23 protein-coding genes, 2 pseudogenes and 1 other annotated feature are annotated in these 26,675 nt (G+C 37.2%); of the genes and pseudogenes, 20 read left to right on the top strand and 5 right to left on the bottom strand.

Annotated features, from left to right (window positions below):
* Nucleotides 1-2: 2 nt before the first annotated feature.
* The 17 genes from ACU8YW_RS19130 to pyrE all read left to right on the top strand — a co-directional run bounded on the left by ACU8YW_RS19130 (nt 3) and on the right by pyrE (nt 18,580).
* Nucleotides 3-266, top strand: a complete 264-nt coding sequence (locus tag ACU8YW_RS19130; RefSeq protein ID WP_000259082.1) for a YggT family protein — start codon at nt 3-5, stop codon at nt 264-266.
* 15 nt (nt 267-281) lie between these two features.
* Complete coding sequence (locus ACU8YW_RS19125; protein ID WP_000029706.1) at nt 282-1,049, top strand: YlmH family RNA-binding protein; 768 nt, start codon at nt 282-284, stop codon at nt 1,047-1,049.
* Between the two features lie 89 nt (nt 1,050-1,138).
* A complete protein-coding gene (gene divIVA, locus ACU8YW_RS19120; protein ID WP_001131609.1) occupies nt 1,139-1,645 on the top strand; it encodes a septum site-determining protein DivIVA in 507 nt (168 codons plus the stop codon).
* Nucleotides 1,646-1,696: 51 nt separating this feature from the next.
* Nucleotides 1,697-1,921, top strand: a binding site (T-box leader).
* 71 nt (nt 1,922-1,992) lie between these two features.
* Nucleotides 1,993-4,758: an isoleucine--tRNA ligase gene (ileS2, locus tag ACU8YW_RS19115; RefSeq protein WP_088064304.1), complete on the top strand. Its 2,766-nt coding sequence runs from the start codon at nt 1,993-1,995 to the stop codon at nt 4,756-4,758.
* 158 nt (nt 4,759-4,916) lie between these two features.
* The gene (locus ACU8YW_RS19110; protein ID WP_001004658.1) at nt 4,917-5,246 is read left to right on the top strand and encodes a TraR/DksA C4-type zinc finger protein; all 330 of its coding nucleotides are present in this window, start codon (nt 4,917-4,919) and stop codon (nt 5,244-5,246) included.
* Nucleotides 5,247-5,370: 124 nt separating this feature from the next.
* A complete protein-coding gene (lspA, locus tag ACU8YW_RS19105) occupies nt 5,371-5,829 on the top strand; it encodes a lipoprotein signal peptidase LspA (RefSeq protein WP_000642186.1) in 459 nt (152 codons plus the stop codon).
* 4 nt (nt 5,830-5,833) lie between these two features.
* On the top strand, nt 5,834-6,742 hold the full coding sequence (locus ACU8YW_RS19100; RefSeq protein ID WP_000005846.1) for an RluA family pseudouridine synthase: 909 nt from the start codon (nt 5,834-5,836) through the stop codon (nt 6,740-6,742).
* Nucleotides 6,743-6,945: 203 nt separating this feature from the next.
* Nucleotides 6,946-7,488, top strand: a complete 543-nt coding sequence (gene pyrR, locus ACU8YW_RS19095; RefSeq protein WP_001156490.1) for a bifunctional pyrimidine operon transcriptional regulator/uracil phosphoribosyltransferase — start codon at nt 6,946-6,948, stop codon at nt 7,486-7,488.
* A 146-nt stretch (nt 7,489-7,634) separates the two neighbouring features.
* On the top strand, nt 7,635-8,918 hold the full coding sequence (gene uraA / locus ACU8YW_RS19090) for a uracil permease (protein ID WP_000435919.1): 1,284 nt from the start codon (nt 7,635-7,637) through the stop codon (nt 8,916-8,918).
* A gap of 148 nt (nt 8,919-9,066) precedes the next feature.
* Complete coding sequence (gene pyrB, locus ACU8YW_RS19085) at nt 9,067-9,981, top strand: aspartate carbamoyltransferase (protein ID WP_048546070.1); 915 nt, start codon at nt 9,067-9,069, stop codon at nt 9,979-9,981.
* Complete coding sequence (gene pyrC, locus ACU8YW_RS19080; protein ID WP_001108374.1) at nt 9,965-11,251, top strand: dihydroorotase; 1,287 nt, start codon at nt 9,965-9,967, stop codon at nt 11,249-11,251. Before pyrB ends, pyrC begins: the two co-directional genes overlap by 17 nt.
* Nucleotides 11,248-12,345 carry a carbamoyl phosphate synthase small subunit gene (locus ACU8YW_RS19075; RefSeq protein ID WP_000828668.1) on the top strand — a complete coding sequence of 366 codons (1,098 nt, stop codon included), beginning with the start codon at nt 11,248-11,250 and terminating at the stop codon, nt 12,343-12,345. Before pyrC ends, ACU8YW_RS19075 begins: the two co-directional genes overlap by 4 nt.
* Nucleotides 12,330-15,548 carry a carbamoyl-phosphate synthase large subunit gene (carB, locus tag ACU8YW_RS19070; RefSeq protein ID WP_088064302.1) on the top strand — a complete coding sequence of 1,073 codons (3,219 nt, stop codon included), beginning with the start codon at nt 12,330-12,332 and terminating at the stop codon, nt 15,546-15,548. Before ACU8YW_RS19075 ends, carB begins: the two co-directional genes overlap by 16 nt.
* Nucleotides 15,545-16,324, top strand: a complete 780-nt coding sequence (gene pyrK, locus ACU8YW_RS19065) for a dihydroorotate oxidase B electron transfer subunit (protein WP_000983346.1) — start codon at nt 15,545-15,547, stop codon at nt 16,322-16,324. The genes carB and pyrK overlap by 4 nt, the downstream gene beginning before the upstream one ends.
* The gene (gene pyrD, locus ACU8YW_RS19060) at nt 16,321-17,250 is read left to right on the top strand and encodes a dihydroorotate oxidase B catalytic subunit (RefSeq protein WP_001081053.1); all 930 of its coding nucleotides are present in this window, start codon (nt 16,321-16,323) and stop codon (nt 17,248-17,250) included. The genes pyrK and pyrD overlap by 4 nt, the downstream gene beginning before the upstream one ends.
* A complete protein-coding gene (pyrF, locus tag ACU8YW_RS19055) occupies nt 17,235-17,951 on the top strand; it encodes an orotidine-5'-phosphate decarboxylase (protein ID WP_097889662.1) in 717 nt (238 codons plus the stop codon). The genes pyrD and pyrF overlap by 16 nt, the downstream gene beginning before the upstream one ends.
* Entirely contained in the window at nt 17,948-18,580 is a 633-nt protein-coding gene (pyrE, locus tag ACU8YW_RS19050) for an orotate phosphoribosyltransferase (protein ID WP_097889663.1), read from the top strand. Before pyrF ends, pyrE begins: the two co-directional genes overlap by 4 nt.
* 39 nt (nt 18,581-18,619) lie before the next feature.
* Here the strand turns inward: pyrE and ACU8YW_RS19045 are convergent.
* The 3 genes and pseudogenes from ACU8YW_RS19045 to ACU8YW_RS19035 all read right to left on the bottom strand — a co-directional run bounded on the left by ACU8YW_RS19045 (nt 18,620) and on the right by ACU8YW_RS19035 (nt 21,141).
* Nucleotides 18,620-19,311 (bottom strand): annotated as a pseudogene (locus ACU8YW_RS19045) (HAD family hydrolase).
* 22 nt (nt 19,312-19,333) lie between these two features.
* Nucleotides 19,334-19,588: a YbeF family protein gene (locus ACU8YW_RS19040; RefSeq protein WP_001003934.1), complete on the bottom strand. Its 255-nt coding sequence runs from the start codon at nt 19,586-19,588 to the stop codon at nt 19,334-19,336.
* A gap of 167 nt (nt 19,589-19,755) precedes the next feature.
* Nucleotides 19,756-21,141 (bottom strand): hypothetical protein, encoded by a 1,386-nt coding sequence (locus ACU8YW_RS19035; RefSeq protein ID WP_088064300.1) that lies wholly within the window; start codon nt 21,139-21,141, stop codon nt 19,756-19,758.
* A 166-nt stretch (nt 21,142-21,307) separates the two neighbouring features.
* On the opposite strand from ACU8YW_RS19035, the gene ACU8YW_RS19030 reads away from it, so the two are divergent.
* Together ACU8YW_RS19030 and ACU8YW_RS19025 are read left to right on the top strand one after the other, a co-directional pair.
* Complete coding sequence (locus ACU8YW_RS19030) at nt 21,308-21,673, top strand: YoqO family protein (protein WP_088064299.1); 366 nt, start codon at nt 21,308-21,310, stop codon at nt 21,671-21,673.
* A gap of 15 nt (nt 21,674-21,688) precedes the next feature.
* Nucleotides 21,689-22,025: pseudogene (locus tag ACU8YW_RS19025) on the top strand (YoqO family protein).
* Between the two features lie 42 nt (nt 22,026-22,067).
* On the opposite strand, the gene ACU8YW_RS19020 reads toward ACU8YW_RS19025, so the two are convergent.
* The gene (locus ACU8YW_RS19020) at nt 22,068-23,138 is read right to left on the bottom strand and encodes a M24 family metallopeptidase (protein ID WP_088064298.1); all 1,071 of its coding nucleotides are present in this window, start codon (nt 23,136-23,138) and stop codon (nt 22,068-22,070) included.
* A gap of 543 nt (nt 23,139-23,681) precedes the next feature.
* Here ACU8YW_RS19020 and ACU8YW_RS19015 point away from each other — a divergent pair.
* Complete coding sequence (locus tag ACU8YW_RS19015; protein ID WP_097889665.1) at nt 23,682-24,845, top strand: lysozyme inhibitor LprI family protein; 1,164 nt, start codon at nt 23,682-23,684, stop codon at nt 24,843-24,845.
* Between the two features lie 49 nt (nt 24,846-24,894).
* Here the strand turns inward: ACU8YW_RS19015 and ACU8YW_RS19010 are convergent, their stop codons facing one another.
* Nucleotides 24,895-26,604, bottom strand: coding sequence for an Rqc2 family fibronectin-binding protein (locus ACU8YW_RS19010; protein WP_087985060.1), 1,710 nt, complete (start codon nt 26,602-26,604; stop codon nt 24,895-24,897).
* Nucleotides 26,605-26,675 lie beyond the last annotated feature (71 nt).

Raw genomic sequence — 26,675 nt, 5'->3', positions numbered from 1 at the left:
CCATGGTAACAGTTTTAAACGTTTTAATTACTGCTATCGAGATCTACTCGTGGGCACTTATTATTTACATTCTTCTATCATGGTTCCCTGGTGCAAAGGAATCAACTTTTGGAGAAATTCTTGCGCGTATTTGTGAACCGTATTTAGAACCATTTCGCAGATTTATTCCGCCGCTTGGTATGATTGATATCTCTCCACTCGTTGCGATTTTCACGTTAAAGCTTGCTACGAATGGTTTAATAAGTATATTCAACTATTTCTTATAGTAAGAGGTTAAATACATGAGCATCTATGAACATTTCAGACCCGATGAAGAGGTCTTTGTGGATAAGGTGTTAGAGTGGAAGCGAGCAGCGGAGTACCATCAAGTGAAGTTAACAGACTTCCTTGATCCAAGACAACAACAAATTGTCACTATGGTAATAGGACAAGGGGATGTTGCTGTACAGTTTGATGGTGCAACGCCTCATGCAGAGCGTAAGAGAGCACTCATTTATCCGGACTATCTAGTAGTGAATGAAGAGGAATTTCAAGTAGAAGTATTGGAAATTGACTATCCTTCCAAGTTTTATACGCTAGAACATAGGCAAATATTAGGTACATTTATGTCTCTTGGTCTAACGAGAGAAAAATGTGGTGATATTTTGCTTCAAGAAGATCGTGCCCAAATTGTAGTCGCGAAAGAAGTTGTATCTTATATTGAGATGAACTTACAATCTATAGGGAAAGTGAAAGTCTCCTTATCACCAGTGCAAGGAGAAAAAATTCTACAGATGCAAGAAACGTGGGGAGAGAAATCTGGAACGGTTTCTTCACTTCGTTTAGATGTTATGTTAGCTGAAATGTTACATATATCCAGACAAAAAGTACAACCTTTCATAAAAAATGGTTTAGTAAAAGTTAATTGGAAAACAGTGGAGCAAACTTCTTATGAATGTTATCCAGGAGATGTTTTTTCAGTGAGAGGATATGGACGAAGTAAATTGTTTTCTGTAGAAGGTAGAACAAAGCGCGACAAATGGAGAATTTTGTATGGTATACTAAAATGATTGGTTTTTTAGAAGGAAATCCTCCTATTTTGTCGAAGAAAAGATATAATTGAAATAGGAAATTTAGATAACTACTTGGAGGTGGCGTTGTGCCGTTAACACCATTAGATATTCATAACAAAGAATTTGGTCGCGGATTCCGTGGCTATGATGAAGATCAAGTAAATGAGTTTCTTGATCAAATTATCAAAGATTATGAATTAGTCATTCGTGAGAAAAAAGCTCTAGAAGAAAAAGTTGCGCAATTAGAAGGGAAGTTAGATCATTTCTCTAATATTGAAGATACGTTAAACAAATCTATCATCGTTGCACAAGAAGCAGCGGAAGAAGTAAAACGTAATGCGCAAAAAGAAGCAAAATTAATCGTACGTGAAGCTGAAAAGAATGCAGACCGTATTATTAACGAAGCGTTAGTAAAATCAAGAAAAGTTGCCTTTGATATTGAAGAGCTAAAGAAACAAGCGAAAGTATTCCGCACTCGTTTCCGTATGTTATTAGAAACACAGCTTGAAATGTTAAACAACGATGATTGGGATAAACTAATTGAGTTAGAAGACGAAGTAGATGAACTGTTGAAAAAAGAAGAAACAGTGTAAGCTTGACGTTTTTCTCATTATTACATATAATTTTAAACAACATATTTATTAAGAAAAACGAAGATAGGGATAAGTACCTTTTTCATACCTTATATAGCGAACTGAGGATGGTGTAAGCTCAGGATAAGGAGATAATGGGAATATCACCCTGGAGTTCCGCGCTGAACAAATAGAGTAAGCGTAGGCGTATATTCGCGTTAAGAATATAAAGAGGATTGTATACATACGTATAGGATCTACTAGGGTGGTACCGCGGGAGACTTTCTCGTCCCTTTTTGGGATGAGAAGGTCTCTTTTTTATTCCGTTTTTTAAGTGTTTCTTTTATACATGTAAGGAGGAATTGAGCATGGAGTACAAAAATACATTACTAATGCCAAAAACAGAGTTCCCAATGCGTGGGAATTTACCAAAACGTGAGCCTGCAATGCAAGAACAGTGGGCTGAAATGAATATTTATGAAAAGGTACAAGAACATACGAAAGGTCGTCCTTTATTTGTACTGCATGATGGACCTCCATATGCGAATGGTGACATTCATATGGGACATGCATTAAATAAAGTGTTAAAAGACTTTATTGTTCGTTATAAATCAATGACTGGTTACTGCGCACCATATGTACCGGGTTGGGATACACACGGTTTACCAATTGAGCAAGCTTTAACAAATAAAGGTGTAAAGCGTAAAGAAATGACAGTTGCTGAGTTCCGTAAGTTATGTGCAGAGTATGCATATGAACAAGTAGAACGTCAACGTGAACAATTTAAGCGTTTAGGTGTACGTGCAGATTGGGATAACCCATATATTACTTTAGAGCCGGCTTATGAAGCGCAACAAATTAAAGTGTTCGGTGATATGGCGAAAAAAGGTTATATCTATAAAGGGCAGAAACCAGTTTACTGGTCTCCAACGAGTGAATCAGCTTTAGCAGAAGCTGAAATTGAATACCAAGATAAAAAATCAGCATCTATTTACGTAGCATTCCCTGTAAAAGACGGAAAGAACGTATTAGAAGGTGATGAGAAATTCATTATCTGGACAACAACACCTTGGACGTTACCTGCAAACTTAGGTATTTCTGTTCACCCAGAACTTGAATACGCTATTGTAAAAGTAAATGCTGAAAAATATATTATTGCTTCTGAACTATTTGAGACAGTTGCAAAAACGTTAGAGTGGGAAAATGCTGAAGTTGTGAAAACGGTAAAAGGTAGCGAACTTGAGTATACAGTTGCAAAACATCCATTCTACGATCGTGATTCATTAGTTATGCTAGGAGATCACGTAACAACAGATGCAGGTACAGGTTGTGTTCATACAGCACCAGGACACGGGGAAGATGACTTCGTTGTTGGTAAAAAGTATGGATTAGAAGTACTTTGCCCAGTTGATGATAAAGGTGTATTAACAAATGAAGCACCTGGATTTGAAGGCTTATTCTATGATAAAGCTAACAAGCCAATTACAGAAAAATTAGAAGAAGTAGGCGCGTTACTGAAGCTAACATTCATTACGCATTCATACCCACATGATTGGAGAACGAAAAAACCAATTATTTTCCGTGCGACAGCACAGTGGTTTGCATCTATTGAAGCGTTCCGTAAAGAATTATTAGAAGCTGTTGCGGAAACAAAATGGGTACCAGCATGGGGAGAAACTCGTCTTCATAATATGGTTCGTGACCGTGGTGACTGGTGTATTTCTCGTCAGCGTGCATGGGGTGTGCCAATCCCTGTATTCTATGCAGAGAATGGTGATCCAATTATTACAGATGAAACAATTAACCATGTAGCAGATTTATTCCGTGAGCACGGTTCTAACGTATGGTTTGAGCGTGAAGCGAAAGATCTATTACCAGAAGGATTTACACATACAGGTAGCCCAAATGGTGAATTCCGTAAAGAAACAGACATCATGGATGTATGGTTCGATTCAGGTTCTTCTCACCAAGCAGTATTAGAAGAGCGCGAAGACTTACAACGTCCAGCTGATTTATATTTAGAAGGATCTGACCAGTATCGTGGTTGGTTTAACTCTTCATTATCAACAGCAGTTGCTGTAACAGGTAAAGCTCCATATAAAGGCGTACTAAGCCATGGTTTCGTATTAGATGGTGAAGGTCGTAAAATGAGTAAGTCGATTGGAAACATCGTCGTACCGAAGAAAATTATGGATCAATTAGGTGGAGATATTTTACGCTTATGGGTATCTTCTGTTGACTATCAATCTGATGTACGTATTTCAGATGATATTTTAAAACAAGTAGCAGAAGTGTATCGTAAAATCCGTAACACATTCCGTTTCTTATTAGGAAACTTAGATGACTTTAAGCCAAGTGAAAATACAGTAGCTGTAGCTGAACTTCGTGAAGTAGATCGTTACATGTTAGTGAAATTAAATGACTTAATTACAAAAGTAAAAGAAGCATATGAAACATACGACTTCGCTGCTGTGTATCATGCAATTCATAACTTCTGTACAATTGATTTAAGTTCATTCTACTTAGACTTTGCAAAAGACATTTTATACATTGAAGGTGCAAACCATGAAGATCGTCGTGCAATTCAAACTGTATTATATGATGTTCTTGTTGCATTGACGAAACTTGTAACACCAATCTTACCGCATACAGCTGATGAAGTATGGCCATACATTCCGGGTGTAACAGAAGAAAGTGTACAATTAACTAATATGCCAGAAGCTGTACAATTAGATGGTGCGGAAGCATTAAAAACAAAATGGGATGCATTTATGACGCTGCGTGATGACGTATTAAAAGCGTTAGAAGTAGCTCGTAATGAGAAAGTAATCGGTAAGTCATTAAATGCAAGTATTACGCTATATCCGACTGTAGAAATGAAAACTATGTTAGAGTCTATTAGCGAAGACTTAAAGCAATTATTCATCGTTTCTGAGTATAAACTTGGTGGTATGATGGAAGAAGCGCCAGCAGATGCGCCGAAGTATGAGCATACAGCGGTTGTTGTTGCTCAAGCAACTGGTGAAACATGTGAACGTTGTTGGGTAGTTTCAGAAACAATTGGTAAAGACGCTGAACATGAAACGTTATGTGAGCGTTGTGCAACAGTTGTTAAAGAAAACTATGTAAAATAATAAAAAAACTGACTGTGCGTAAGTACAGTCAGTTTTTTTTGTTGATGATATATTAAAATAACTTTCACTCTCTTTCCTATGAAGGAAAAATGTGTGTGAGGTAAGCATAGAAATTTCGGACACACTAATCGTACATTGCAGCTGGGAGGAATGTACACGTGAATGAAATGTATATGGAAATCAAAGAAGAATTGCAATTGATGCGAAAAGAGTTACAAGAGAGGCTAGCTAAAGAGGTCATGCACAAATATGATACAGAGTTTAGCGAAGAGCTTGGATATGAAATTAAGGAAGAGATAAAGAAAAAACTCCTATTACATGATATAAAAGAGGACTTAAAAGATGTAGAACGTGCATTATTTAAAATGGAAATAGATATGTATGGTATTTGTGAAGAAACGGGGAGAGCCATTTCGGTAAAACAAATGAAGACGATGCCGACTGCCCGTACCATTCATGAATTTTTCTATGAAAAAGTAAATGTATGAATGCGCACAACGATATTATATTACCTTTTTTTAATTTATTTTATTCTTCTATAAAGGTTCATTGTGAAAAGGTTGCAGCTATGCTAAAATTTTGAGGTACACTGTCTTTGTGGGGGAAATGAAAATGATATATTATGTAATAGCGTTATTTGTCATTGCCATCGATCAAATATCGAAATGGCTAATTGTAAAGAACATGGAATTGGGTACGAGCATTCCGATTATCGATAATGTATTATACATAACATCACATCGAAATAGAGGAGCTGCCTGGGGGATTTTAGAAAATAAAATGTGGTTTTTCTACATTATTACAGTCGTTTTTGTAGTATTTATCGTAATTTATATGCAAAAATATGCGAAAACAGACAAACTTCTAGGGATTTCATTAGGTCTAATATTAGGCGGAGCAATTGGTAATTTCATTGATCGTGTATTTAGACAAGAAGTAGTGGATTTCATTCACGTGTATATTTTCTCGTACAACTATCCAGTATTCAATATAGCTGATTCAGCATTATGTATTGGTGTTGTATTAATTATTATTCAAACATTATTAGAAGGCAAGAAAACGAAGGAGTAATTGAATGAGTGAAGTAGTACAAGTAACAGTTGCAGAAGAACAAAAAAGTGAGCGAATTGATAAATTCGTTGCAGAAATAAACAGTGAATGGTCACGTTCACAAGTACAACAATGGATTAAAGATGATGTCGTTACAGTTAATGGAAAATCGGTAAAAGTGAATTATAAAGTTAAAGAAAACGATGAAATTACAGTAACGATTCCTGATCCAGAAGAGTTAGATATCCAAGCAGAAGATATGGGCTTAGAAATTTATTATGAAGATGCAGATGTACTCGTTGTAAATAAGCCACGTGGTATGGTTGTACATCCAGCTCCAGGGCATACAAGCGGTACGCTTGTAAACGGACTTATGCACCATTGTACAGACCTGTCAGGTATTAACGGTGTAATGCGTCCTGGTATTGTGCATCGTATTGATAAAGATACATCTGGACTATTAATGGTTGCTAAAAATGATGTGGCGCATGAGTCACTTGTAAATCAACTTGTAGCAAAAACAGTAACAAGACGTTACAAAGCGATTGTACACGGTGTGATTCCGCATGATAAAGGAACGATCGATGCGCCAATTGGTCGCGATAAGAAAGAACGTCAAAGCATGACAGTTGATGAAAATGGTAAGAATGCTGTTACACACTTCCAGGTGTTAGAACGCTTTAAAGATTTTACACTTGTAGAATGTCGCTTAGAAACGGGACGTACGCACCAAATTCGTGTTCATATGAAATATATTGGCTATCCACTTGCAGGAGATCCGAAGTATGGTCCGAAGAAAACATTAGACATGAATGGACAAGCACTTCACGCAGGTATTTTAGGGTTTGACCATCCTCGTACTGGTGAATATATTCAGTTTGAGGCACCGATTCCAGAAGTGTTTGAAGACGCATTAAATATTTTACGGAAATAGTATTGACAAATCATAAGAAAACTGAGATACTGACAACAGTTAAATAATGATCCTTTAACACAGCCCCGTGAGGTTGAGAAGGTAACGGTTTGAAATATATAGGGTATGCTGTACCCTTTTTTCAAAAGTCCTCTCGCACACGCTGAGAGGACTTTTTTTATACCATTACTCTCACGCAAGAAAAAAGCTTGGAGGTGTAGAGCATGCAAGAGAAAGCTGTCGTTTTAGATGACCAAATGATTCGCCGCGCTTTAACACGAATTAGTCATGAAATCGTGGAACGAAATAAAGGTGTCGATAATTGTGTTCTTGTCGGAATTAAAACTCGTGGAATTTTTATTGCACAACGTTTGGCAGAACGAATTGGTCAAATTGAAGGAAAAGAAATGGAAGTTGGAGAGCTAGATATTACGTTATATCGTGATGATCTAACACTACAATCGAAAAATGAAGAACCACTTGTAAAAGGTTCTGATATCCCTGTAGATATTACGAAGAAAAAAGTTATCCTTGTGGATGATGTATTATATACAGGAAGAACAGTTCGAGCAGCAATGGATGCTCTTATGGATTTAGGTAGACCATCACAAATCCAACTGGCGGTTCTTGTTGATAGAGGTCATCGTGAACTACCAATTCGCGCTGATTATGTAGGAAAGAACATTCCAACATCAAGTGAAGAGCGTATCGAAGTTGATTTGCAAGAGACAGATCAACAAGATCGAGTAAGCATATACGATAAGTAAAGCCCTTTTAAATGTAGTCCTGTGAGGCTGCCAAAGGGTCTTGGCTTTCATATGTCAAATTTGGCATACGAAAGTGTAGGACTCTTTGTGCACAGGCACAAAGAGTTTTTTTATTGCAAAGATTTAAACTGAAGGAGGATGTAACAATGGAACAAAAGCCAGTGTTAGACGTTAATGAAGTACCGAAACCGGGAAAATGGTTATTTTTAAGTATACAACATTTGTTCGCGATGTTTGGATCAACAGTGCTTGTTCCGTTTTTAACAGGATTGAATCCGTCAGTAGCATTAATATCAAGTGGATTAGGAACGCTAGCGTTTCTTCTTATAACGAAAGGTCAAGTACCTGCCTATCTAGGATCATCATTCGCCTTTATCGCACCGATTATAACAGCGAAAACAGCAGGTGGACCTGGAGCAGCAATGCTTGGTGGTTTGTTTGCAGGACTTGTGTACATCTTAATCTCACTCGGAATTAAGAAGTCAGGATCAGAGTGGATTATGAAATTACTTCCGCCAATCGTAGTTGGTCCAGTCGTAATGGTAATCGGTCTAGCTTTAGCACATACAGCAGTTAACATGGCGATGAACGGTGCGGATGGCAAATATAGCTTTACACACTTTTCAGTAGCATTAGTAACATTAGCAATTACAATTATCTGCTCTATATTCGGAAGAGGGTTTTTCAGTATCATACCAGTGTTACTGGGCATTATCGGCGGATATATCTTTGCTTACTTCCAAGGGCTAGTAAACTTAAAGCCGGTAGCTGAGGCAAAATGGTTTGTTGTACCAGATTTCACAGTACCATTTGTAACATATACTCCGGAGTTTTCGTGGAAGATTGTACTCTTGATGGTACCAGTAGCATTAGTAACAATTTCAGAACATATCGGACATCAAATTGTACTAGGAAATGTTATTAAAAGAGATTTAATTGAAAAACCAGGTTTACATCGCTCAATCTTCGGTGATGGAATAGCAACATTGATTGCATCACTAATAGGTGGACCACCGAATACAACGTATGGTGAAAACATCGGTGTGTTAGCAATTACGAGAGCATACAGTGTATACTTATTCATCGGCTCAGCAGTGTTTGCAATCATGTTCGGATTTATCGGTAAGATTTCTGCACTGATTCATTCGATCCCAACACCAGTTATGGGTGGTGTATCAATCTTACTATTCGGTGTAATTGCATCAAGCGGATTACGCATGATGGTAGATGATAAAACAGACCTAAGTGACAAACGAAACTTAATGATTGCATCAGTAATACTAGTAATCGGTATTGGTGGAGCGGTACTCCACGTAGGAGAATCGTTCCAAGTAGAAGGAATGGCACTAGCAGCAATTGTGGGTGTACTATTAAATCTACTACTACCAGAAACGAAACAAATAAAACAATCTAAGCAGATTGCTTCATAATAATAACCTTTTAATTCAGTCCTGTGAGACCGGAAAGGGTGGCTTCTTCCTTGCACCCTAGTCTCAAATGACTAGGGTATTTTTATGCAAAAGTTGTTATAAAAATACAAAAGTGGTAACATAAAAATCAGAAAGATGAGGGATGACGATGAGCCATTTGTTAACGATGAGTGAATTATCGGAAGTAGAAATTTCAGAAATCCTAAAAGACGCAGAAGATTTCGCGAATGGAAAAGAGAGCAAAACGACAGAGCAAACTTTTGTTGCGAACTTGTTCTTTGAGAATAGTACGAGAACGAGATTTAGCTTTGAAGTTGCTGAGAAGAGATTAGGACTTGAAGTTTTAAACTTTTCAGCGGATGCATCAAGCGTACAAAAAGGAGAAACTTTATACGATACGATAAGAACACTGGAATCAATCGGAACAAAAGCGGTGATCGTCCGCCATGAGCAAGATCGCTACTTCGATGAACTAAAAGAACAGGTAAATATCCCAATCTTAAACGCTGGAGATGGATGTGGAAACCATCCAACGCAGTGCCTACTCGATCTTCTTACAATTAAACAAGAGTTTGGAAGATTTGAAGGATTAAAGATTGCGATAGTAGGAGATATTCGTCATAGCCGAGTAGCACGTTCTAATGCAGAAGCATTAACGAAACTGGGTGCAACAATTTACTTTGCAAGTCCAGAAGAGTGGAAAGATGAAGACAGCACGTTTGGAACATACAAACCATTAGATGAACTTGTTCCAGAAGTGGATGTAATGATGTTACTTCGTGTACAACATGAGCGTCATGATCATTATGAAACAGACATTATGAAAGAGTATCATGAGAAACACGGATTAACAGTGGAAAGAGAAAAGCGTATGAAAGAAGGAAGCATTATTATGCATCCAGCTCCTGTAAACCGTGATGTTGAAATTGCAAGTGAACTTGTTGAGTGTGAGCGTTCACGCATATTTAAACAAATGGAAAATGGAGTTTACGTAAGAATGGCTGTACTAAAACGCGCCTTACCAAATGTATTAGGAGGAATGAAACATGAATTACTTGTTTAAAAATGGTCGTTATATGAATGAAGAAGGAAAAATCGTAGCAACAGATCTTCTCGTACAAGACGGTAAAATCGCTAAGGTAGCAGAAAATATTACGGCAGATAATGCTGAAGTAATCGATGTGAACGGAAAGTTAATCGCACCTGGATTAGTAGATGTACACGTACACCTTCGTGAACCAGGTGGTGAACATAAAGAAACAATTGAAACAGGTACACTAGCAGCGGCAAAAGGTGGATTCACTACAATTTGTGCAATGCCAAATACACGCCCAGTACCAGATTGCAGAGAACATATGGAAGACTTGCAAAATCGTATTAAAGAAAAAGCGCATGTCAACGTACTACCATACGGAGCAATTACAGTACGCCAAGCTGGTTCTGAAATGACAGATTTCGAAACATTAAAAGAACTTGGAGCATTTGCTTTCACTGATGACGGTGTAGGCGTACAAGATGCTAGCATGATGTTAGCTGCTATGAAGCGTGCAGCGAAATTAAATATGGCAGTAGTTGCGCATTGTGAAGAGAATACTCTTATTAATAAAGGTTGTGTACATGAAGGGAAGTTTTCTGAGAAACACGGATTAAACGGTATCCCATCAGTATGTGAATCTGTACATATTGCAAGGGATATACTGCTTGCTGAAGCGGCAGATTGTCACTATCACGTATGTCACGTAAGTACGAAAGGTTCTGTACGCGTAATTCGAGATGCGAAACGCGCTGGAATTAAAGTAACAGCAGAAGTAACACCTCATCACTTAGTGTTATGTGAAGATGATATCCCATCAGCTGATCCTAACTTTAAAATGAACCCGCCGCTTCGTGGAAAAGAAGATCACGCAGCACTAATTGAAGGTTTATTAGATGGAACAATTGATATGATCGCAACTGATCATGCACCGCATACAGCGGAAGAGAAAGCGCAAGGAATTGAAAGAGCACCATTCGGAATTACTGGTTTTGAAACAGCATTCCCACTTCTATACACAAACCTTGTGAAAAAAGGAATTATTACATTAGAGCAGTTAATTCAATTCTTAACAGAAAAACCAGCTGATACATTCGGCTTAGAAGCAGGTCGCCTGAAAGAAGGTAGAACAGCTGATATTACAATCATTGATTTAGAACAAGAAGAAGAGATTGACCCAACAACATTCTTATCAAAAGGAAAAAATACACCATTCGCAGGTTGGAAATGCCAAGGATGGCCGGTAATGACAATCGTTGGTGGTAAGATCGCATGGCAAAAGGAGAGTGCATTAGTATGAAAAGACAACTTATCTTAGAAGATGGAACAGTATTAATTGGAAAAGGTTTCGGAGGAGAAATCGAAAAGTCAGGTGAGGTTGTATTTACAACAGGAATGACTGGATATCAAGAAACATTATCTGATCCATCATATTGCGGTCAAATCGTAACATTCACGTACCCATTAATCGGAAACTACGGCATCAACCGTGACGATTTTGAATCAATTCACCCATCTGTAAATGGTTTAATCGTAAACGAAATTTGTGATCATCCATCAAACTTCCGTAATGAAATTTCGTTAAATGATTACTTAAAAGAAAGAAATATCCCAGGGTTAGCAGGAATTGATACAAGAAAATTAACGAGAAAAATTCGTCAATACGGTACATTACGTGGACGTCTATGTAACATGGATGCAGATGTGGAATACATCGTGAGCCAATTAAAAGCGACAGTATTTACAGATCACGTGAAACGCGTATCAACGAAAGATCCATACCCAAGCCCAGGCCGTGGACACCGAGTTGTACTTGTAGACTTTGGAATGAAACATGGTATTTTACGAGAATTAAATAAACGTGACTGTGATGTAATTGTAGTACCTTACAATACAACAGCAGAAGAAATTTTACGTCTTAGCCCAGATGGAATTATGTTAAGTAACGGACCTGGAGATCCAAAAGATGTACCAGAAGCAATTGAAATGTTAAAAGACATTATCGGTAAAGTTCCTTTATTCGGAATTTGCTTAGGACATCAACTATTCGCTCTAGCATCTGGTGCGAATACAAGTAAGTTAAAATTCGGTCACCGTGGTTTAAACCATCCGGTAAAACATCTTGCAACTGGAAAAGTAGCAATTACATCTCAAAATCATGGTTACGCAGTAGAAGAAGAATCAGTTAAAAATACAGAACTTGAAATTACACATGTTGCTTTAAATGATGGAACAGTAGAAGGTCTTCGTCATACGAAGTTCCCAGCATTTACAGTACAATACCATCCAGAAGCTTCTGCAGGACCAGAAGATGCAAACGATTTGTTCGAAGATTTCTTAGCAATGATTGAAAACTTCAAGAAAGAAGGGGAAGAGTTATGCCAAAACGCCTAGACATTAACACAATTTTAGTAATCGGATCAGGACCAATTGTAATTGGGCAAGCAGCAGAGTTTGACTACTCTGGTACACAAGCTTGTCAATCTCTTAGAGAAGAAGGTTACAAAGTAATCCTTGTTAACTCTAACCCAGCAACAATTATGACAGATACTGCAACGGCAGATAAAGTATATATAGAACCATTAACACTAGAATTCGTAAGCCGTATCATTCGTAAAGAACGTCCAGATGCAATCTTACCAACATTAGGTGGTCAAACAGGCCTGAATATGGCTGTTGAACTTGCGAAATCAGGCATACTTGAAGAGTGCGGAGTTGAAATTTTAGGAACAAAATTATCAGCAATCGAGCAAGCGGAGGATCGTGATTTATTCCGTACCTTAATGCAGGAATTAAATGAACCAATTCCATCTAGTACCATTATTCATACGCTAGAAGAAGCACATGAATTTGTAAAAGAAATTGGATATCCAGTTATTGTTCGCCCAGCATTTACAATGGGGGGAACAGGTGGCGGAATCTGTAGTAATGAAGAAGAACTAATTGAAATCGTATCAGGTGGATTAAAACATAGTCCGGTAACACAATGTTTATTAGAAAAGAGCATTGCTGGTTGTAAGGAAATTGAATATGAAGTAATGCGTGATTCAAATGATAACGCGATTGTAGTATGTAACATGGAAAATATCGATCCAGTTGGGGTTCACACAGGTGATTCTATCGTTGTAGCACCGAGCCAAACATTAAGTGACCGTGAATATCAAATGTTACGAAACACTTCATTACGAATTATTCGTGCATTAGGAATTGAAGGTGGATGTAACGTTCAGCTTGCACTTGATCCACATAGCTTCCAATATTATGTAATCGAAGTAAACCCGCGTGTAAGTCGTTCATCTGCACTAGCATCTAAAGCAACTGGATATCCAATTGCGAAGCTAGCGGCAAAAATTGCAGTCGGTTTAACATTAGATGAAATTATAAATCCAGTAACACAAAAAACATATGCTTGTTTCGAACCAGCATTAGACTATGTTGTTTCAAAAATTCCACGCTGGCCATTTGATAAGTTTGAATCAGCAAACAGAACACTGGGTACACAAATGAAGGCAACTGGTGAAGTTATGTCAATCGGACGTAACTTAGAGCAATCATTATTAAAAGCGATTCGTTCTTTAGAACTTGGTGTTTATCACTTAGAGTTAGAGCATTTAAAAGAGCTTGATAAAGAGACAATGAAAAAACGCATTATAAAAGCTGATGATGAGCGACTGTTTATTGTAGCAGAAGCAATTCGTCAAGGTGTAACGAAAGAAGAAATCAACAATTGGTGTGAAATGGACTTCTTCTTCTTACAAAAAGTTGAAAATATCGTAAACATGGAACGCGAAGTAAAAGCAAATGTAGGAAATATGGAAGTATTACAATCAGCGAAGGAAATGGGCTTCAGTGACCATTACATCGCCAATGCTTGGAACAAAACAGAGCGTGAAATTTACGATATGCGTAAAGAAAGCAACATAACTCCTGTTTATAAAATGGTAGATACTTGTGCGGCAGAGTTTGAATCTGCAACACCATACTACTACAGCACATATGGTGACGAGAATGAATCAGTTAGAACAGATCGTAAGAGTGTAGTAGTTCTAGGATCTGGTCCAATCCGTATCGGTCAAGGTGTTGAGTTTGACTATGCAACAGTTCACTCTGTATGGGCAATTAAAGAAGCGGGATATGAGGCAATCATTGTTAATAACAATCCAGAAACAGTTTCAACAGACTTCAGTATTTCTGACAAATTATACTTTGAACCATTAACAATCGAAGATGTAATGCACATTATCGATTTAGAAAAACCAGAAGGTGTTATCGTCCAATTCGGTGGACAAACGGCAATTAACTTAGCTGCTAAATTAGAGGCTCACGGTGTGAAAATCTTAGGAACATCACTTGAAGATTTAGACCGTGCAGAAGATCGTGATAAGTTTGAAGCAGCTCTAACACAACTTGGTATTCCGCAACCAGTTGGTAAAACAGCAACGACTGTAGAGCAAGCGGTAGCAATCGCTGACAAAATTGGTTACCCAGTATTAGTAAGACCATCTTACGTACTAGGTGGACGCGCGATGGAAATCGTATATCGTCAAGAAGAACTGCTGCACTACATGAAAAATGCGGTTAAAGTTCACGCAGATCACCCAGTATTAATCGATCGTTACATGGTTGGTAAAGAAATTGAAGTAGATGCAATTTCAGACGGTAAGAATGTATTCATTCCAGGTATTATGGAACATATTGAACGCGCTGGAGTTCACTCTGGTGACTCAATCGGAGTATATCCACCGCAAAGCTTATCTGCAAAACTGAAAGAACAAATTATTGAACATACAATTGCACTTGGAAAAGGTTTAAACATTGTTGGATTACTAAACATTCAGTTTGTAGTATTCAAAGATGAAGTGTATGTAATTGAAGTAAATCCACGTGCGAGTCGTACAGTACCATTCTTAAGTAAAATTACAGGCGTACCGATGGCGAATGTTGCAACGAAAGTTATTTTAGGTCAAGATCTTGTAGAACAAGGATATGGAACTGGTTATCACCCAGAAGAGAAAGAAGTGTATGTAAAAGCACCGGTATTCTCATTTGCGAAGCTACGTTCAGTTGATACAACATTAGGACCTGAAATGAAATCAACAGGGGAAGTAATGGGTAAAGACTTAACACTTGAAAAAGCATTATACAAAGGGTTAGTTGCTTCAGGAATTAACATCCCAACGCACGGATCAGTAATCATCACTGTAGCGGATAAAGATAAAGAAGAAGCAATGGAAATTGCAAAACGTTTCCACGAAATCGGCTATAACTTATTAGCAACAGCTGGAACAGCACAATCGTTAGCAGAGCAAAACATTCCAGTGCAAGTTGTAAATAAAATTGATTCTGAAGAATACAACTTACTTGATATTATCCGTCAAGGAAAAGCACAGTTTGTAATCAATACATTAACAAAAGGCAAACAACCAGCGCGTGATGGTTTCCGCATTCGCCGTGAATCAGTAGAAAATGGTGTGGCTTGCTTAACATCACTTGATACAACGAGAGCAATCTTACGAGTACTAGAATCTATGACATTCTCAGCTCATTCAATGAAAGAAATTACGCAAACGAAGCGTCACGAGGTGGTACATGCATGATGCAAAAGCAAAATATGATCGTCGTTAACCAAAAAGAAATCGCAAAAAACATTTACGAATTAGTGCTTCAAGGGGATCTAGTGCAGCAAATGAACGATCCAGGGCAGTTTGTACACATTAAGGTAGCAGAGGGCATTACGCCCCTTCTGCGCCGTCCAATTAGTATTTGTAATGTCGATCAAGACAAGAACGAATTTACAATGCTATATCGTGCGGAAGGACAAGGAACAAAAACATTAGCGAAAAGAAAACAAGGCGAACTTGTAGATGTGTTAGGACCACTTGGACATGGTTTTCCTGTAGAAGAAGCGGAAGCTGGACAAACGGCTCTATTAGTTGGAGGGGGAATTGGTGTACCACCACTATATGAATTGTCACAGCGTCTTGTAGCAAAGGGAGTACGCGTTATTCACATCTTAGGTTTCCAAACGAAAGATGTTGTCTTCTATGAAGAGAAATTCGCAGAGCTTGGTGATACGTATGTTGCAACAGTTGATGGTACGCATGGTACAGAAGGCTTTGTAACAGATGTAATTGATAGCTATGGAATTGACTTTGACATTCTATACTCATGTGGACCTTTAGCGATGCTTCGTGCATTAGAAGGACGCTATAAAGAGAGAAAAGCCTACATTTCATTAGAAGAGCGTATGGGCTGTGGCATTGGAGCATGTTTCGCATGTGTATGTCATTTACAAGCAGATCCGAGTGGACATTCTTACAAGAAGGTGTGTAGCGACGGACCAGTATTTCCAATCGGGGAGGTTGTACTATGAACAGATTGCAAGTTGAATTACCAGGGTTATCATTAAAAAATCCAATCATCCCAGCATCTGGTTGCTTCGGATTTGGTCGTGAGTATGCACAGTTCTATGATTTAAGTGTACTTGGATCAATTATGATTAAAGCGACAACAGAACAGCCTCGTTACGGAAACCCAACGCCTCGTGTTGCGGAAACACCAGGCGGAATGCTAAATGCAATCGGGCTTCAAAATCCTGGATTAGAAAAGGTAATGAATTCTGAATTACCTTTTCTCGAGCAATTTGATCTTCCGATTATTGCGAATGTTGCTGGCTCACAAGCTGAGGATTATGTAGCAGTTGCGAAAGAAATTTCAAAGGCACCTAATGTTCATGCGCTAGAATTAAATATTTCTTGTCCAAACGTAAAAACGGGTGGTATCGCTTTTGGTACGAATCCTGAAATTGCTGCTGATTTAACGAAGCGAGTAAAAGAGGTTTCTGAAGTACCGGTATATGTGAAATTGTCACCGAACGTGGCAAACATTGTGGAGATTGCAAAAGCAATTGAAAATGCGGGTGCGGACGGTTTAACGATGATTAATACATTGCTTGGTATGCGTCTAGATTTAAAAACAGCTAAACCAATTTTAGCAAACCGTACAGGCGGATTATCAGGTCCTGCGATTAAGCCAGTAGCAATTCGTATGGTACATGAAGTAAGTCAAGCGGTTAACATTCCGATTATCGGAATGGGTGGTATTGAAACTGCGGAAGATGTAATTGAATTCTTCTATGCTGGCGCAAGCGCGGTTGCAGTTGGAACAGCGAACTTTATCGATCCGTTCGTATGTCCGACAATTATTGAAGAATTACCAGCATTACTAGATGAATTAGGATTTGATCATATTTCGGAATGTCAAGGAAGGAGCTGGAAACAAACATGTCACAGTCGTTAATCGTTGCACTAGATTTTCCAGGGAAACAAGATGTAGAACAATTCTTACACCACTTTGAAGGGGAAGAGTTATTTGTCAAAGTGGGTATGGAGTTATTTTACAAAGAAGGCCCTGCGATTATTACGTACTTAAAAGAAAAAGGGCATAAGATCTTCCTAGATTTAAAACTTCATGATATTCCGAATACAGTAAAAAGCGCTATGCGTAGCCTAGCTAGTCTAGATGTTGATATGGTAAATGTTCATGCTGCTGGGGGAAGCAGTATGATGAAAGCTGCGATTGAGGGATTAGAGGAAGGTAAGCAAGAAGGAAAAGAGAGACCGATTTGTATTGCAGTTACACAACTAACAAGCACTTCGGAAGCTATGATGAAAAAAGAGATTGGCATTGAGAAAACGTTAGAAGAAGCGGTTGCTCATTATGCAAAACTAACGAAAGAAAGTGGACTTGATGGTGTTGTTTGTTCAACACTTGAAGTTCCGAAATTACGTGAAGTATGCGGAAATGAATTTGTAACAGTAACACCGGGGATTCGTCTTGCAAGCGATGATGTAAATGACCAGGTGCGCGTAGCAACACCGAAACGTGCGAGGGAACTTGGCTCAAGCTACATCGTAGTTGGACGTAGTATTACAAAAGCGGGAAATCCGCTTGAAGCGTATAAAACAGTAAAACAACAGTGGGAAGGTGTAACAGTATGAAAAAAGAAATCGCATCGCATTTATTAGAAATTGGAGCAGTATTTTTACAACCGAATGATCCATTCACTTGGTCTTCAGGTATGAAATCACCAATTTATTGTGATAATCGTTTAACTTTATCTTATCCAAAAGTACGTCAAGCGATTGCAGCTGGATTAGAAGAGTTAATTAAAGAGCACTTCCCAACTGTAGAAGTTATTGCAGGAACAGCAACTGCTGGTATTGCGCACGCTGCATGGGTAAGCGATCGTATGGATTTACCAATGTGCTACGTGCGTAGTAAAGCAAAAGGTCACGGTAAAGGGAACCAAATCGAAGGAAAAGCTGAAAAAGGTCAAAAAGTAGTAGTAGTAGAAGACTTAATTTCAACTGGCGGTAGTGCAATTACATGTGTAGAAGCACTTCGCGAAGCTGGCTGTGAAGTATTAGGAATCGTATCAATCTTCACATACGAGCTTGAGTCAGGAAAAGAGAAACTAGAAGTAGCAAACGTAGCATCATATTCTTTAAGTGATTACAGTGCATTAACTGAAGTTGCAGCAGAAAAAGGTATGATCGGACAAGCTGAAACGAAAAAATTACAAGAGTGGCGTAAAAATCCAGCTAATGAAGCTTGGATCACAGCGTAACACGAAAAAAGACGACCGCGGGGGAACGCGGTCGTCTTTTTATATTATTGTTAAAACTTCATGTAAAGAACAGATAGTAGGAACATCAAACTTGAGTTGCAAGTTATCCCGATTTAACCATATCCCATGCATTCCAGCTGCTGTACTACTAATTGCATCTGTTTCTAATCGATCGCCAATATAATAGCAATCTTTCATTTCAAGATTTGATTGTAATACAGTTCTTTGAAAAATTTTAGGGTCTGGTTTCGATATCCCAATTTCACTAGAAGTAAATATGTATTTGAAATATTGTAGAATGTTTAGAGTAGTTAACTTTTCGACTTGTTGCTCATATTCACCATTACTAATGATACCTAATGAGTGCCCTTTTTCCTGCAAGGTCTGTAATGTATAGTTTACATCTTCAAACGCGGTCCAGTTGTTCTTATATAGTTCTATATATTGATTGAATTTATGCTGAGATTCCTCGGGAGATAAGTTTACTCCATATGCTTTAAATAAATGATACATTCGCATACTTTGTTGTTCTTGAAAAGATAATTCTTTGGATAAAAATTTGTTGAAATATTCTTCTGATAATTCATGCCAGACTTTCGTTGCCTCTAATTCATTGCCTCTAATTCATTGCCTGAAAAAATAGTATTATATATTTGAAAAAAATCTATAATACCATTTCTTTCAGCGGCCTCATAATCAAGTAAAGTTCCATCAATATCAAAGAAAACCATATTCCTGTCTCCTTGCTAACAACTATTTAGCATTTTCCGCAACTTCATATCCTCTTACAAACAATAGCGTCATATAAGAAACAATAAATGAGAAAATGCTATACATGCCAACCCAAAAGAAAAATTTTGGAGTAAAGGCGATAACACCTATTATTAAAAAACTAGCAAACGTTACAATCGGCATTACGTAATACGTTTTCGTCTTGCGCGTTCCAATAACAGAAACGATAAAGATAAGTAATGGACAAATTAATAAGACGAAAATCAATTCATTCATAGTTATGTCCCCTTTTCTAATGGAAGTAATCTGTTTCTCGTAAACGTTTTGGAATAAATACTCTCTTAATATAATTTCGCTAACATATACATAACTCCTTTTGAAAGCCAGTAATTCATGATGAATTTTACAATAAAAAAACATAAGCAAGAGAACACTTGCTTATGTTATAGGATAAACATCGCAACGATTGTGGTGACAATTAAGCCAATCACAACCGGTAAAAAATTTCGTCTTGCAAGTTCAAATGGATCCACTTTACAAATGGCAGCGGCAGGAATAAGCGCCCAAGGAATTAAAGTCCCGCCTCCGGTCCAGATTGCAGCAATTTGCCCGAGTGCTGTTAATGTAGCTGTTCCATGCCCAAGTGCTGTTCCGAAAAGATTGGCAATTGAACCAGCAAGTGATATACCGGAAAAACCAGACCCATCTAAGCCTGTTATGACACCAACGATAGTTAATGTTCCCGCCGATACATATTGGTTTAAAGGAACAGTTTGAGATAAGGCGATCCCTAAGTCGTTAATGATTCCATGTGAACCTTTCGGTAAATAGTCTCCGATAATTTTTACAAAACCGCTATCTCCTAAATAAAAGAGTGCAGCAATTGGAATAACTGGGCCGAAAATTTTAAATCCAAATTGGAGCCCTTCTATAAAATAATCGGTCGTTTTATTCAGTCCATTTCCTTTGTAAGCGATGAGGGAAATAATGATAATCATAATAACAGTCGTCCCGCCGATAAGTGCAGTTGCGTCGCTTCCTTGTAGTTTAAATTGAATCATGCAAAGGATATCGATGGCATATACGATCGGAATACAAATAGCGAGCCATTTTTTTGTCCGAGGAGATAATGAAGTGAGCGTTTTAGAAGACTCAGTTGATGGGATAGATTCTTGTATAGATAAGCCTGTATGGAATTCTTTTCGTAAGAAGAAAAATGCGACGGAAGTTGTCACAATACCCATAACGATAACGAGGGGAACACTGGCAGAAACAACGCTGGAAACAGGAAAACCAGCAGCATCCGCTGTTAATTTCGGTGCACCTTGAATAACGAAGTCACCAGATAAGGCGATGCCGTGTCCGAACAAGTTCATAGCAATGGCAACTCCAATTGGTGGAAGGCCGACGCGTACAGCGACGGGTAATAAAATAGCTCCCATTAAAGCGACAGCTGGAGAAGGCCAAAAGAAGAAAGAAATTGTCATCATTAAAAGGCCGATAATCCAGTAGGCGAGGGTAGGGGTACGAATCATCTTTGTAAATGGTGAAATCATCGTATCATTTATGCCAGTATGAACGAGTAGATTGCTCATTGATACGATAATGGAGATGATTAATATAGTTGGTAATAGTTCAGTAATAGCGTAAATGAAACTTTGAAAAATACCGCTAACGGCAAGAGGGATAGAACTTGTAGCGGTTAATGCTAATAAAAAGATAAAAACGATACAAATAATCGTCGTATCTTTCCGGAGAATAAAAAAAGTAATAATAGTGAGTAAACAAAGAATATAGAGAGCATGCAACAGCGTTAATTCAACTCCCATAACATTCACATCCTTTAGGCATTCGTGTAGTTTATTGTATGAAAGCAGTAAAAGTATGTGAGTATAGGAAAAAGAAAAAAGTGAAATTTCATGTACTGTAATGGTAAGAAGTAGAAATGGATGTTACAATACAATTAATCCTAAAAATGGAATTTAAGGAGGGTTTATGCGCAAAAAAATTGGGTTTTGGGGATTCATCCTTTCTTGTAGTCTATTAATCATTTTGAATCTGTTTACAAGTAATGAATGGATCAGTATTATACCTGTTTTCGGGTTTGTATTTATACTTTTATATAACTGGGAAGATATGAAACAATATAGTAAGAAAAGTATCGGAATGATGATAGGTATCATTGTTATTTGCTCATTTTTCGTAGGGTTTATTTTAATAGAAGGGCAGAAGCAAATGGAGAAAATGTCTATTTTTCAAGAATGGATGTCTTCTGCAAAAGGTCTTTATCTTGTAATTGTCGTTGTTGTTTTTCTAAGAATTGTTATAAGCGTAGTAAGTTACATATTAAAGGAGAAGTAGAATGGGGGAGTACGAATGAGAGAGAAAATAGGTTATTATGGTGTGCTCGTTTGTTTACTATTATCAGTTGTTTCAGGGCATATGTATAGGAGTATTGATTTTTGCACCTATGTATCGCTGGAAAGAATGGAAGGCATATAGCCGAAAAAAGAAAATTGTTTTCAGCATCGAGTTTGTCATTGTAATAAGCACGATTCCATTTTTGTTATTGAAAGGAAATGAGATAATAGATGGAATTGTAATGTTTCAAGGCTGGTTATTTATTGCGAAATCGATATATTTAATATGCATTTTAATGTTGGTAGCGGTAGTCGCTAAAAAAGTAAATGAAAAGCTATTCGCTAATGAATAAAAGAAAATGCCACCTTATTCGGTGGCATTTTTTTCTATGATTTCAACAAGGGATAACAATTAGTTCCCGATTTGATTTTGTAATAACTTCATATCCGTCTTTTGTGATGACAATATCATCTTCAATTCTACAACCGCCCCAGTTTGGTATGTAAATACCAGGTTCAACGGTAACAACCATACCTTCTTCTAAAGTAGCCTTACTTTCTTGGGATAGACGAAGAGGTTCATGTATTTCTAATCCAAGACCATGACCAGTAGAGTGTCCAAAATATTGACCGTATCCATGTTCTGTAATGTAATCTCTCGTTATATCATCGATACTTTTCGCAGTTTCTCCAGGCTTAATTGCTTCAGTCCCACGTTTTAACGCTTCTCGTACAACATTGTATATCTTTTTGAATTCTTCGGATGGTTCTCCGATTGCTACAGTACGAGTTATATCGGAACAATATCCATCGTAAAGTGCACCGAAATCTAATGTAACAACGTCGCCTCGTTCGATTATTTTATTTGATGCAACTCCATGAGGAAGTGAAGAACGAACGCCAGAAGCTACAATGATTTGGAATGAAGAGGATGTAGCTCCTTTTTTTCTCATGAAAAATTCTAACTCATCTCGTACATCATTTTCACTTATTCCTGGTTTTAGAAACGTAAGGATGTGGTGAAATGCTTCGTCAGCAATATTAGCTGCGATTTTCATTGTTTCTATTTCAGGCATGTCTTTAATAATACGAATATTTTCGATGATTTCGCACACTTGAACCATTTCTACATGTACGTATTTTTGTAAGTTTTTATATTGTTGCAATGTCATGTTGTTCTCTTCAATTCCGAGTTTTTGAATGTTTAATTTTGATACTTGATTTGCAATTTCTTTTTCTAAATTTCCTTTATGCATAATAATTTCAGCATCTTTTATTTGTGATTTTGCTTGATCTACATAGCGAAAATCAGTTATAAAAACAGCTTTATCCGCAGAGATTAAGACGACGCCAGCACTACCTGTAAAGCCTGTTGCATATTGGCGATTTTCTTTTTTTGTAATAAGCAATCCGTCAATTTCATAATTTTGTAGTTGATTTTGGATTTTATTAATTTTTAAAGTCATGTTAATTCCCCCTATTCACAGTATTGAATAAAGCAAATAGCGTGCCAAAAAATATTGTTAGAGAAAAGATAACAGAAATTGCATATCTTTTAGGTAGGGAATTTATCCCGCTTTAATGGGCAGTAAGACCCACACCTCAAAATTCAGCGAAAGCAAAGGAGTTAGGTGGGGGATGAAGAAAACCCCCACTGATTAAAGTTTCACTTTATCCCGCTATTTATGGGTGGTGGGCTGCTCGTGAAATACAGATTATTTCAATTATCAGTGGGAGAATGAGAAAAATATCGATCACAATTTCAGTTTCTTTACAAGGTGTCAAAAATTTTATACAAATTCGAAAGAGCGCTGTCAATTTTTTTGACAATATGGAAGAAAAGGATAAGAGGTTTTTAGTATATATTTTGAAAGTATGTCCTTTGTTTCGTTCTGATATAAAATTTAATATATAAATAAACAACTGTTATTGATATAATAGGTAATTGTTGGATTTCTCTCGGAAATAGGGAAACGTAACGAATATGAAGGAATAAGGATTGTGAGTACATGAAGAAATTAAGTAAAGTAATATCATTTTGCTTGGCTGCTAGTATGCTAGTTGTAACAGGTTGTGAAAAAGGTGAAAACAAAGTTCAAGTAAATGAAACGATTGAACAGCTTGATGAAGCGCCAGAAGTGAAAGAAAAAGAAGCGAAAAAGATTGTAAGAAAGAGTGTAGATGCAATAGCAAATGCATTTAGTGAGATGGAAAAAGAAAATGGATGGAGCCGAAATAATCCTGGAGATTTAGCTACAGCTAAAAAAGGCGTTGAGGGGCTAGTTTCAGATAAGTTTGTGGAGAAGGAGCTTCCAGGATTGCTTGATACATTTAATAGATCAAGGGAAACAGATATGTTACCATTTCCGATTCATATTGAGCCGGACGTGAGGACAACTTATTCACAGAAAAATGATGTCTTAAAGATTGAGACGCTTACTCTTGCAAATGATATGGGTAATGAAGCGGAGATGTGGGAATTTGTCTTAGTGTATACCGATGGAAAATGGTTAATGGATAGATGGTCATCAAATACGTCAGTAGATTTAAAGTTAACTAAAGAAGAAGCTAAAGAACTTCTTAGAGTACAAGGTTTCAAGAATGTCTCTTTCGTTAGAGAAGAGAATAGTGGAAATAAAAAATATATTTTTAAAGAAAGTAACGGAGTAGTTGCTGTCGACGCAAAAAACTCGGTTATTACTCACAATGTAGATGATGAAGAGCAAGAAAAGGTAACGAAAAAAGATTTTGTTCAAGAGCAAGAAACAGTTAAGGGGAATGATTCTAGTACGTCTACTAGTTCAAAAAAAGAAACTTCGTCAGCGGTGGGGAAAACTAAGGTTTTAAATGAGTTAGCAGCTCTAGAAAACCAAGAAAAACATACAAATGTTATGTCAACAAATGACATAGTAAATGAAATAGAAGGAAATTATCAACTGTGGGATAATAAACTAAATGAAATTTACAGCACATTAAAAAATACGATGTCAGCTGATGCGTTTCAGTCGTTGAAAAAGAAACAAGTTGCATGGGTTAAAGAAAAGGAAAGTAAGGTTAAAGCAATTGCTATGGATGAAAATAATGGAACGATGAAATATATTGAAGCAGCAGATGAAAAATACAAGATGACAAAAGAAAGATGTTATGAATTAGTGAATGGGTATATGAACTAGTGTGAACGAATGTAAAAAATGCGTTGCTTATAAGCAACGCATTTTTTATTTACGCTTTTAATTTCATTACAGTATCAGCATCAGGTGTTACATATACGGTTTGCTGATTGTCGTACGTAACAAAACCAAGTTTTGCACCACTCGGTTTTTTGACATGGCGTATTTTGGTGAAATCTACAGGAACAGAACTAGAATCTTTTGCTTTACTGAAATAGGCAGCGATTTTAGCAGCTTCTAACACGGTTTCTTCGGTAGGTTCAAGAGAACGAATGACAACATGAGACCCAGGGATATCTTTCGTATGTAACCAAATTTCATCACGACGGGCAAACTTCGTTGTTAAATAATCATTTTGCTTGTTGTTTTTACCGACGAAAATTTCTGTTCCGTCACTAGCTAAATATTTGTCTAATACCGGTTTAGTTGGTTTCTTCTTAGCATTTTTTGCTTTACGATTGCGCATATAACCTTCTTCAGCTAATTCCTCGCGAATTTCTTCAATATCTTTTGAAGAAGCAGCTTCCATTTGTTGAAGTAAGCTATCAAAATAAATAATTTCTTCATTTGTTTTTTCGATTTGTTCTTCTACAACAACAACTGAATTTTTCGCTTTTTGGTACTTTTGGAAATAGCGTTGCGCATTGTCAGATGGTGTTTTTAAAGGATCTAATGTAATTTTTACAGTTCCGCCATTTTCGTCGTAATAGTTAACGACTTCAATATCTTTATCACCTTTTTTCAAAGCGTACATATTGGCTGTAAGTAGTTCTCCGAATAGTTGATATTTATCTGCTTTTCCGGCATCTTGTAATGTTTTTTCTAGTTTAATGAGTTTCTTCTCATTTTTATTTTTTTCGTTTTGCATAAAGCGCTCTAAATCATAAGCTTGTTGTTTTACACGGTCGCGCTCTGCTTTTCCGAAAAAGAAACGGTCTAGCAATTCACTAACAGATGAGAATGTCTTGTCTTCTCCTTGCAAGTGTGCAAGAGGGAAAAGATAAAAGAATTCTTTCCCATTTGAAGTAGTCATTGTTGGTGAATATGTATGAGTTAGTAATGGTTTTTGTATGGAGAAAAATGCGTCCGCTAATGCTTTTTCATTTACCATACCTGCTTTTTTCACTACTTCTTTTGCGAATAACGGCGAAATTCCCGTGAAGGTGCCGACAAGCTGTTTATCCATATTTCCAGATAGAAAGTCTAGCGGTCTAATAAATTCATCATTTGTTTCAATCTGGAGTGGGTTAATTTTATGTTGTGCTGGTGGTGCAATGTACTCCGCTCCAGCATATACAGTTCGATGTCTGTTTACCGCTAAAGAAACGTGTTTTAAGCTATCTAAAATATTGTTTGTTTTTGTGTCTACTAAAATGATGTTACTATGTCGTCCCATTATTTCAATTACTAATGTTTTTAGCGATTCGTCACCAATTTCATTTCTGCTACGAACGGTAATTTGAATAATGCGCTCTAAATCAATTTGTTCAATTTTTTCAATGAACCCACCTTCTAAATGCTTACGAAGAAGCATACAAAACATTGGCGGAAGTGCAGGTGAATCGTAATTTTGATTTGTTAAGTGTAAACGTGCATATGTCGGATGAGCGGAAAGAATTAGTTTTTGATTTTTTCCGTTTGCTCGAATATGTAATAAAATCTCGTATTTTGAAGGTTGATATATTTTGGAAATTCTTCCTGTGTAAAGAGAATTTGCAATTTCATGTGTAATTGCTCTTGTAAATAATCCATCGAATGCCATAAATGAACACTCCTTTCTAACTAAAAGTTAATTATAGCATTTTTTTGGACGAGGCTGAATAAGCTTTCAAT

The sequence above is a fragment of the Bacillus pretiosus genome (assembly GCF_052947655.1).
The sequence above is the reverse complement of the archived record's forward strand: the minus strand, read 5'-3'. Positions and strand labels throughout refer to the sequence as shown.

What these genes read in the sequence shown, in the direction of transcription:
- ACU8YW_RS19130 (WP_000259082.1), top strand. Translation starts at nt 3, where the DNA reads ATGGTAACAGTTTTAAACGTTTTAATTACTGCTATCGAGATCTACTCG.
- ACU8YW_RS19125 (WP_000029706.1), top strand. Translation starts at nt 282, where the DNA reads ATGAGCATCTATGAACATTTCAGACCCGATGAAGAGGTCTTTGTGGAT.
- ileS2 (WP_088064304.1), top strand. Translation starts at nt 1,993, where the DNA reads ATGGAGTACAAAAATACATTACTAATGCCAAAAACAGAGTTCCCAATG.
- lspA (WP_000642186.1), top strand. Translation starts at nt 5,371, where the DNA reads ATGATATATTATGTAATAGCGTTATTTGTCATTGCCATCGATCAAATA.
- ACU8YW_RS19100 (WP_000005846.1), top strand. Translation starts at nt 5,834, where the DNA reads ATGAGTGAAGTAGTACAAGTAACAGTTGCAGAAGAACAAAAAAGTGAG.
- pyrR (WP_001156490.1), top strand. Translation starts at nt 6,946, where the DNA reads ATGCAAGAGAAAGCTGTCGTTTTAGATGACCAAATGATTCGCCGCGCT.
- uraA (WP_000435919.1), top strand. Translation starts at nt 7,635, where the DNA reads ATGGAACAAAAGCCAGTGTTAGACGTTAATGAAGTACCGAAACCGGGA.
- pyrB (WP_048546070.1), top strand. Translation starts at nt 9,067, where the DNA reads ATGAGCCATTTGTTAACGATGAGTGAATTATCGGAAGTAGAAATTTCA.
- pyrC (WP_001108374.1), top strand. Translation starts at nt 9,965, where the DNA reads ATGAATTACTTGTTTAAAAATGGTCGTTATATGAATGAAGAAGGAAAA.
- ACU8YW_RS19075 (WP_000828668.1), top strand. Translation starts at nt 11,248, where the DNA reads ATGAAAAGACAACTTATCTTAGAAGATGGAACAGTATTAATTGGAAAA.
- carB (WP_088064302.1), top strand. Translation starts at nt 12,330, where the DNA reads ATGCCAAAACGCCTAGACATTAACACAATTTTAGTAATCGGATCAGGA.
- pyrK (WP_000983346.1), top strand. Translation starts at nt 15,545, where the DNA reads ATGATGCAAAAGCAAAATATGATCGTCGTTAACCAAAAAGAAATCGCA.
- pyrD (WP_001081053.1), top strand. Translation starts at nt 16,321, where the DNA reads ATGAACAGATTGCAAGTTGAATTACCAGGGTTATCATTAAAAAATCCA.
- pyrF (WP_097889662.1), top strand. Translation starts at nt 17,235, where the DNA reads ATGTCACAGTCGTTAATCGTTGCACTAGATTTTCCAGGGAAACAAGAT.
- pyrE (WP_097889663.1), top strand. Translation starts at nt 17,948, where the DNA reads ATGAAAAAAGAAATCGCATCGCATTTATTAGAAATTGGAGCAGTATTT.
- ACU8YW_RS19040 (WP_001003934.1), bottom strand. Translation starts at nt 19,588, where the DNA reads ATGAATGAATTGATTTTCGTCTTATTAATTTGTCCATTACTTATCTTT.
- ACU8YW_RS19035 (WP_088064300.1), bottom strand. Translation starts at nt 21,141, where the DNA reads ATGGGAGTTGAATTAACGCTGTTGCATGCTCTCTATATTCTTTGTTTA.
- ACU8YW_RS19030 (WP_088064299.1), top strand. Translation starts at nt 21,308, where the DNA reads ATGCGCAAAAAAATTGGGTTTTGGGGATTCATCCTTTCTTGTAGTCTA.
- ACU8YW_RS19020 (WP_088064298.1), bottom strand. Translation starts at nt 23,138, where the DNA reads ATGACTTTAAAAATTAATAAAATCCAAAATCAACTACAAAATTATGAA.
- ACU8YW_RS19015 (WP_097889665.1), top strand. Translation starts at nt 23,682, where the DNA reads ATGAAGAAATTAAGTAAAGTAATATCATTTTGCTTGGCTGCTAGTATG.
- ACU8YW_RS19010 (WP_087985060.1), bottom strand. Translation starts at nt 26,604, where the DNA reads ATGGCATTCGATGGATTATTTACAAGAGCAATTACACATGAAATTGCA.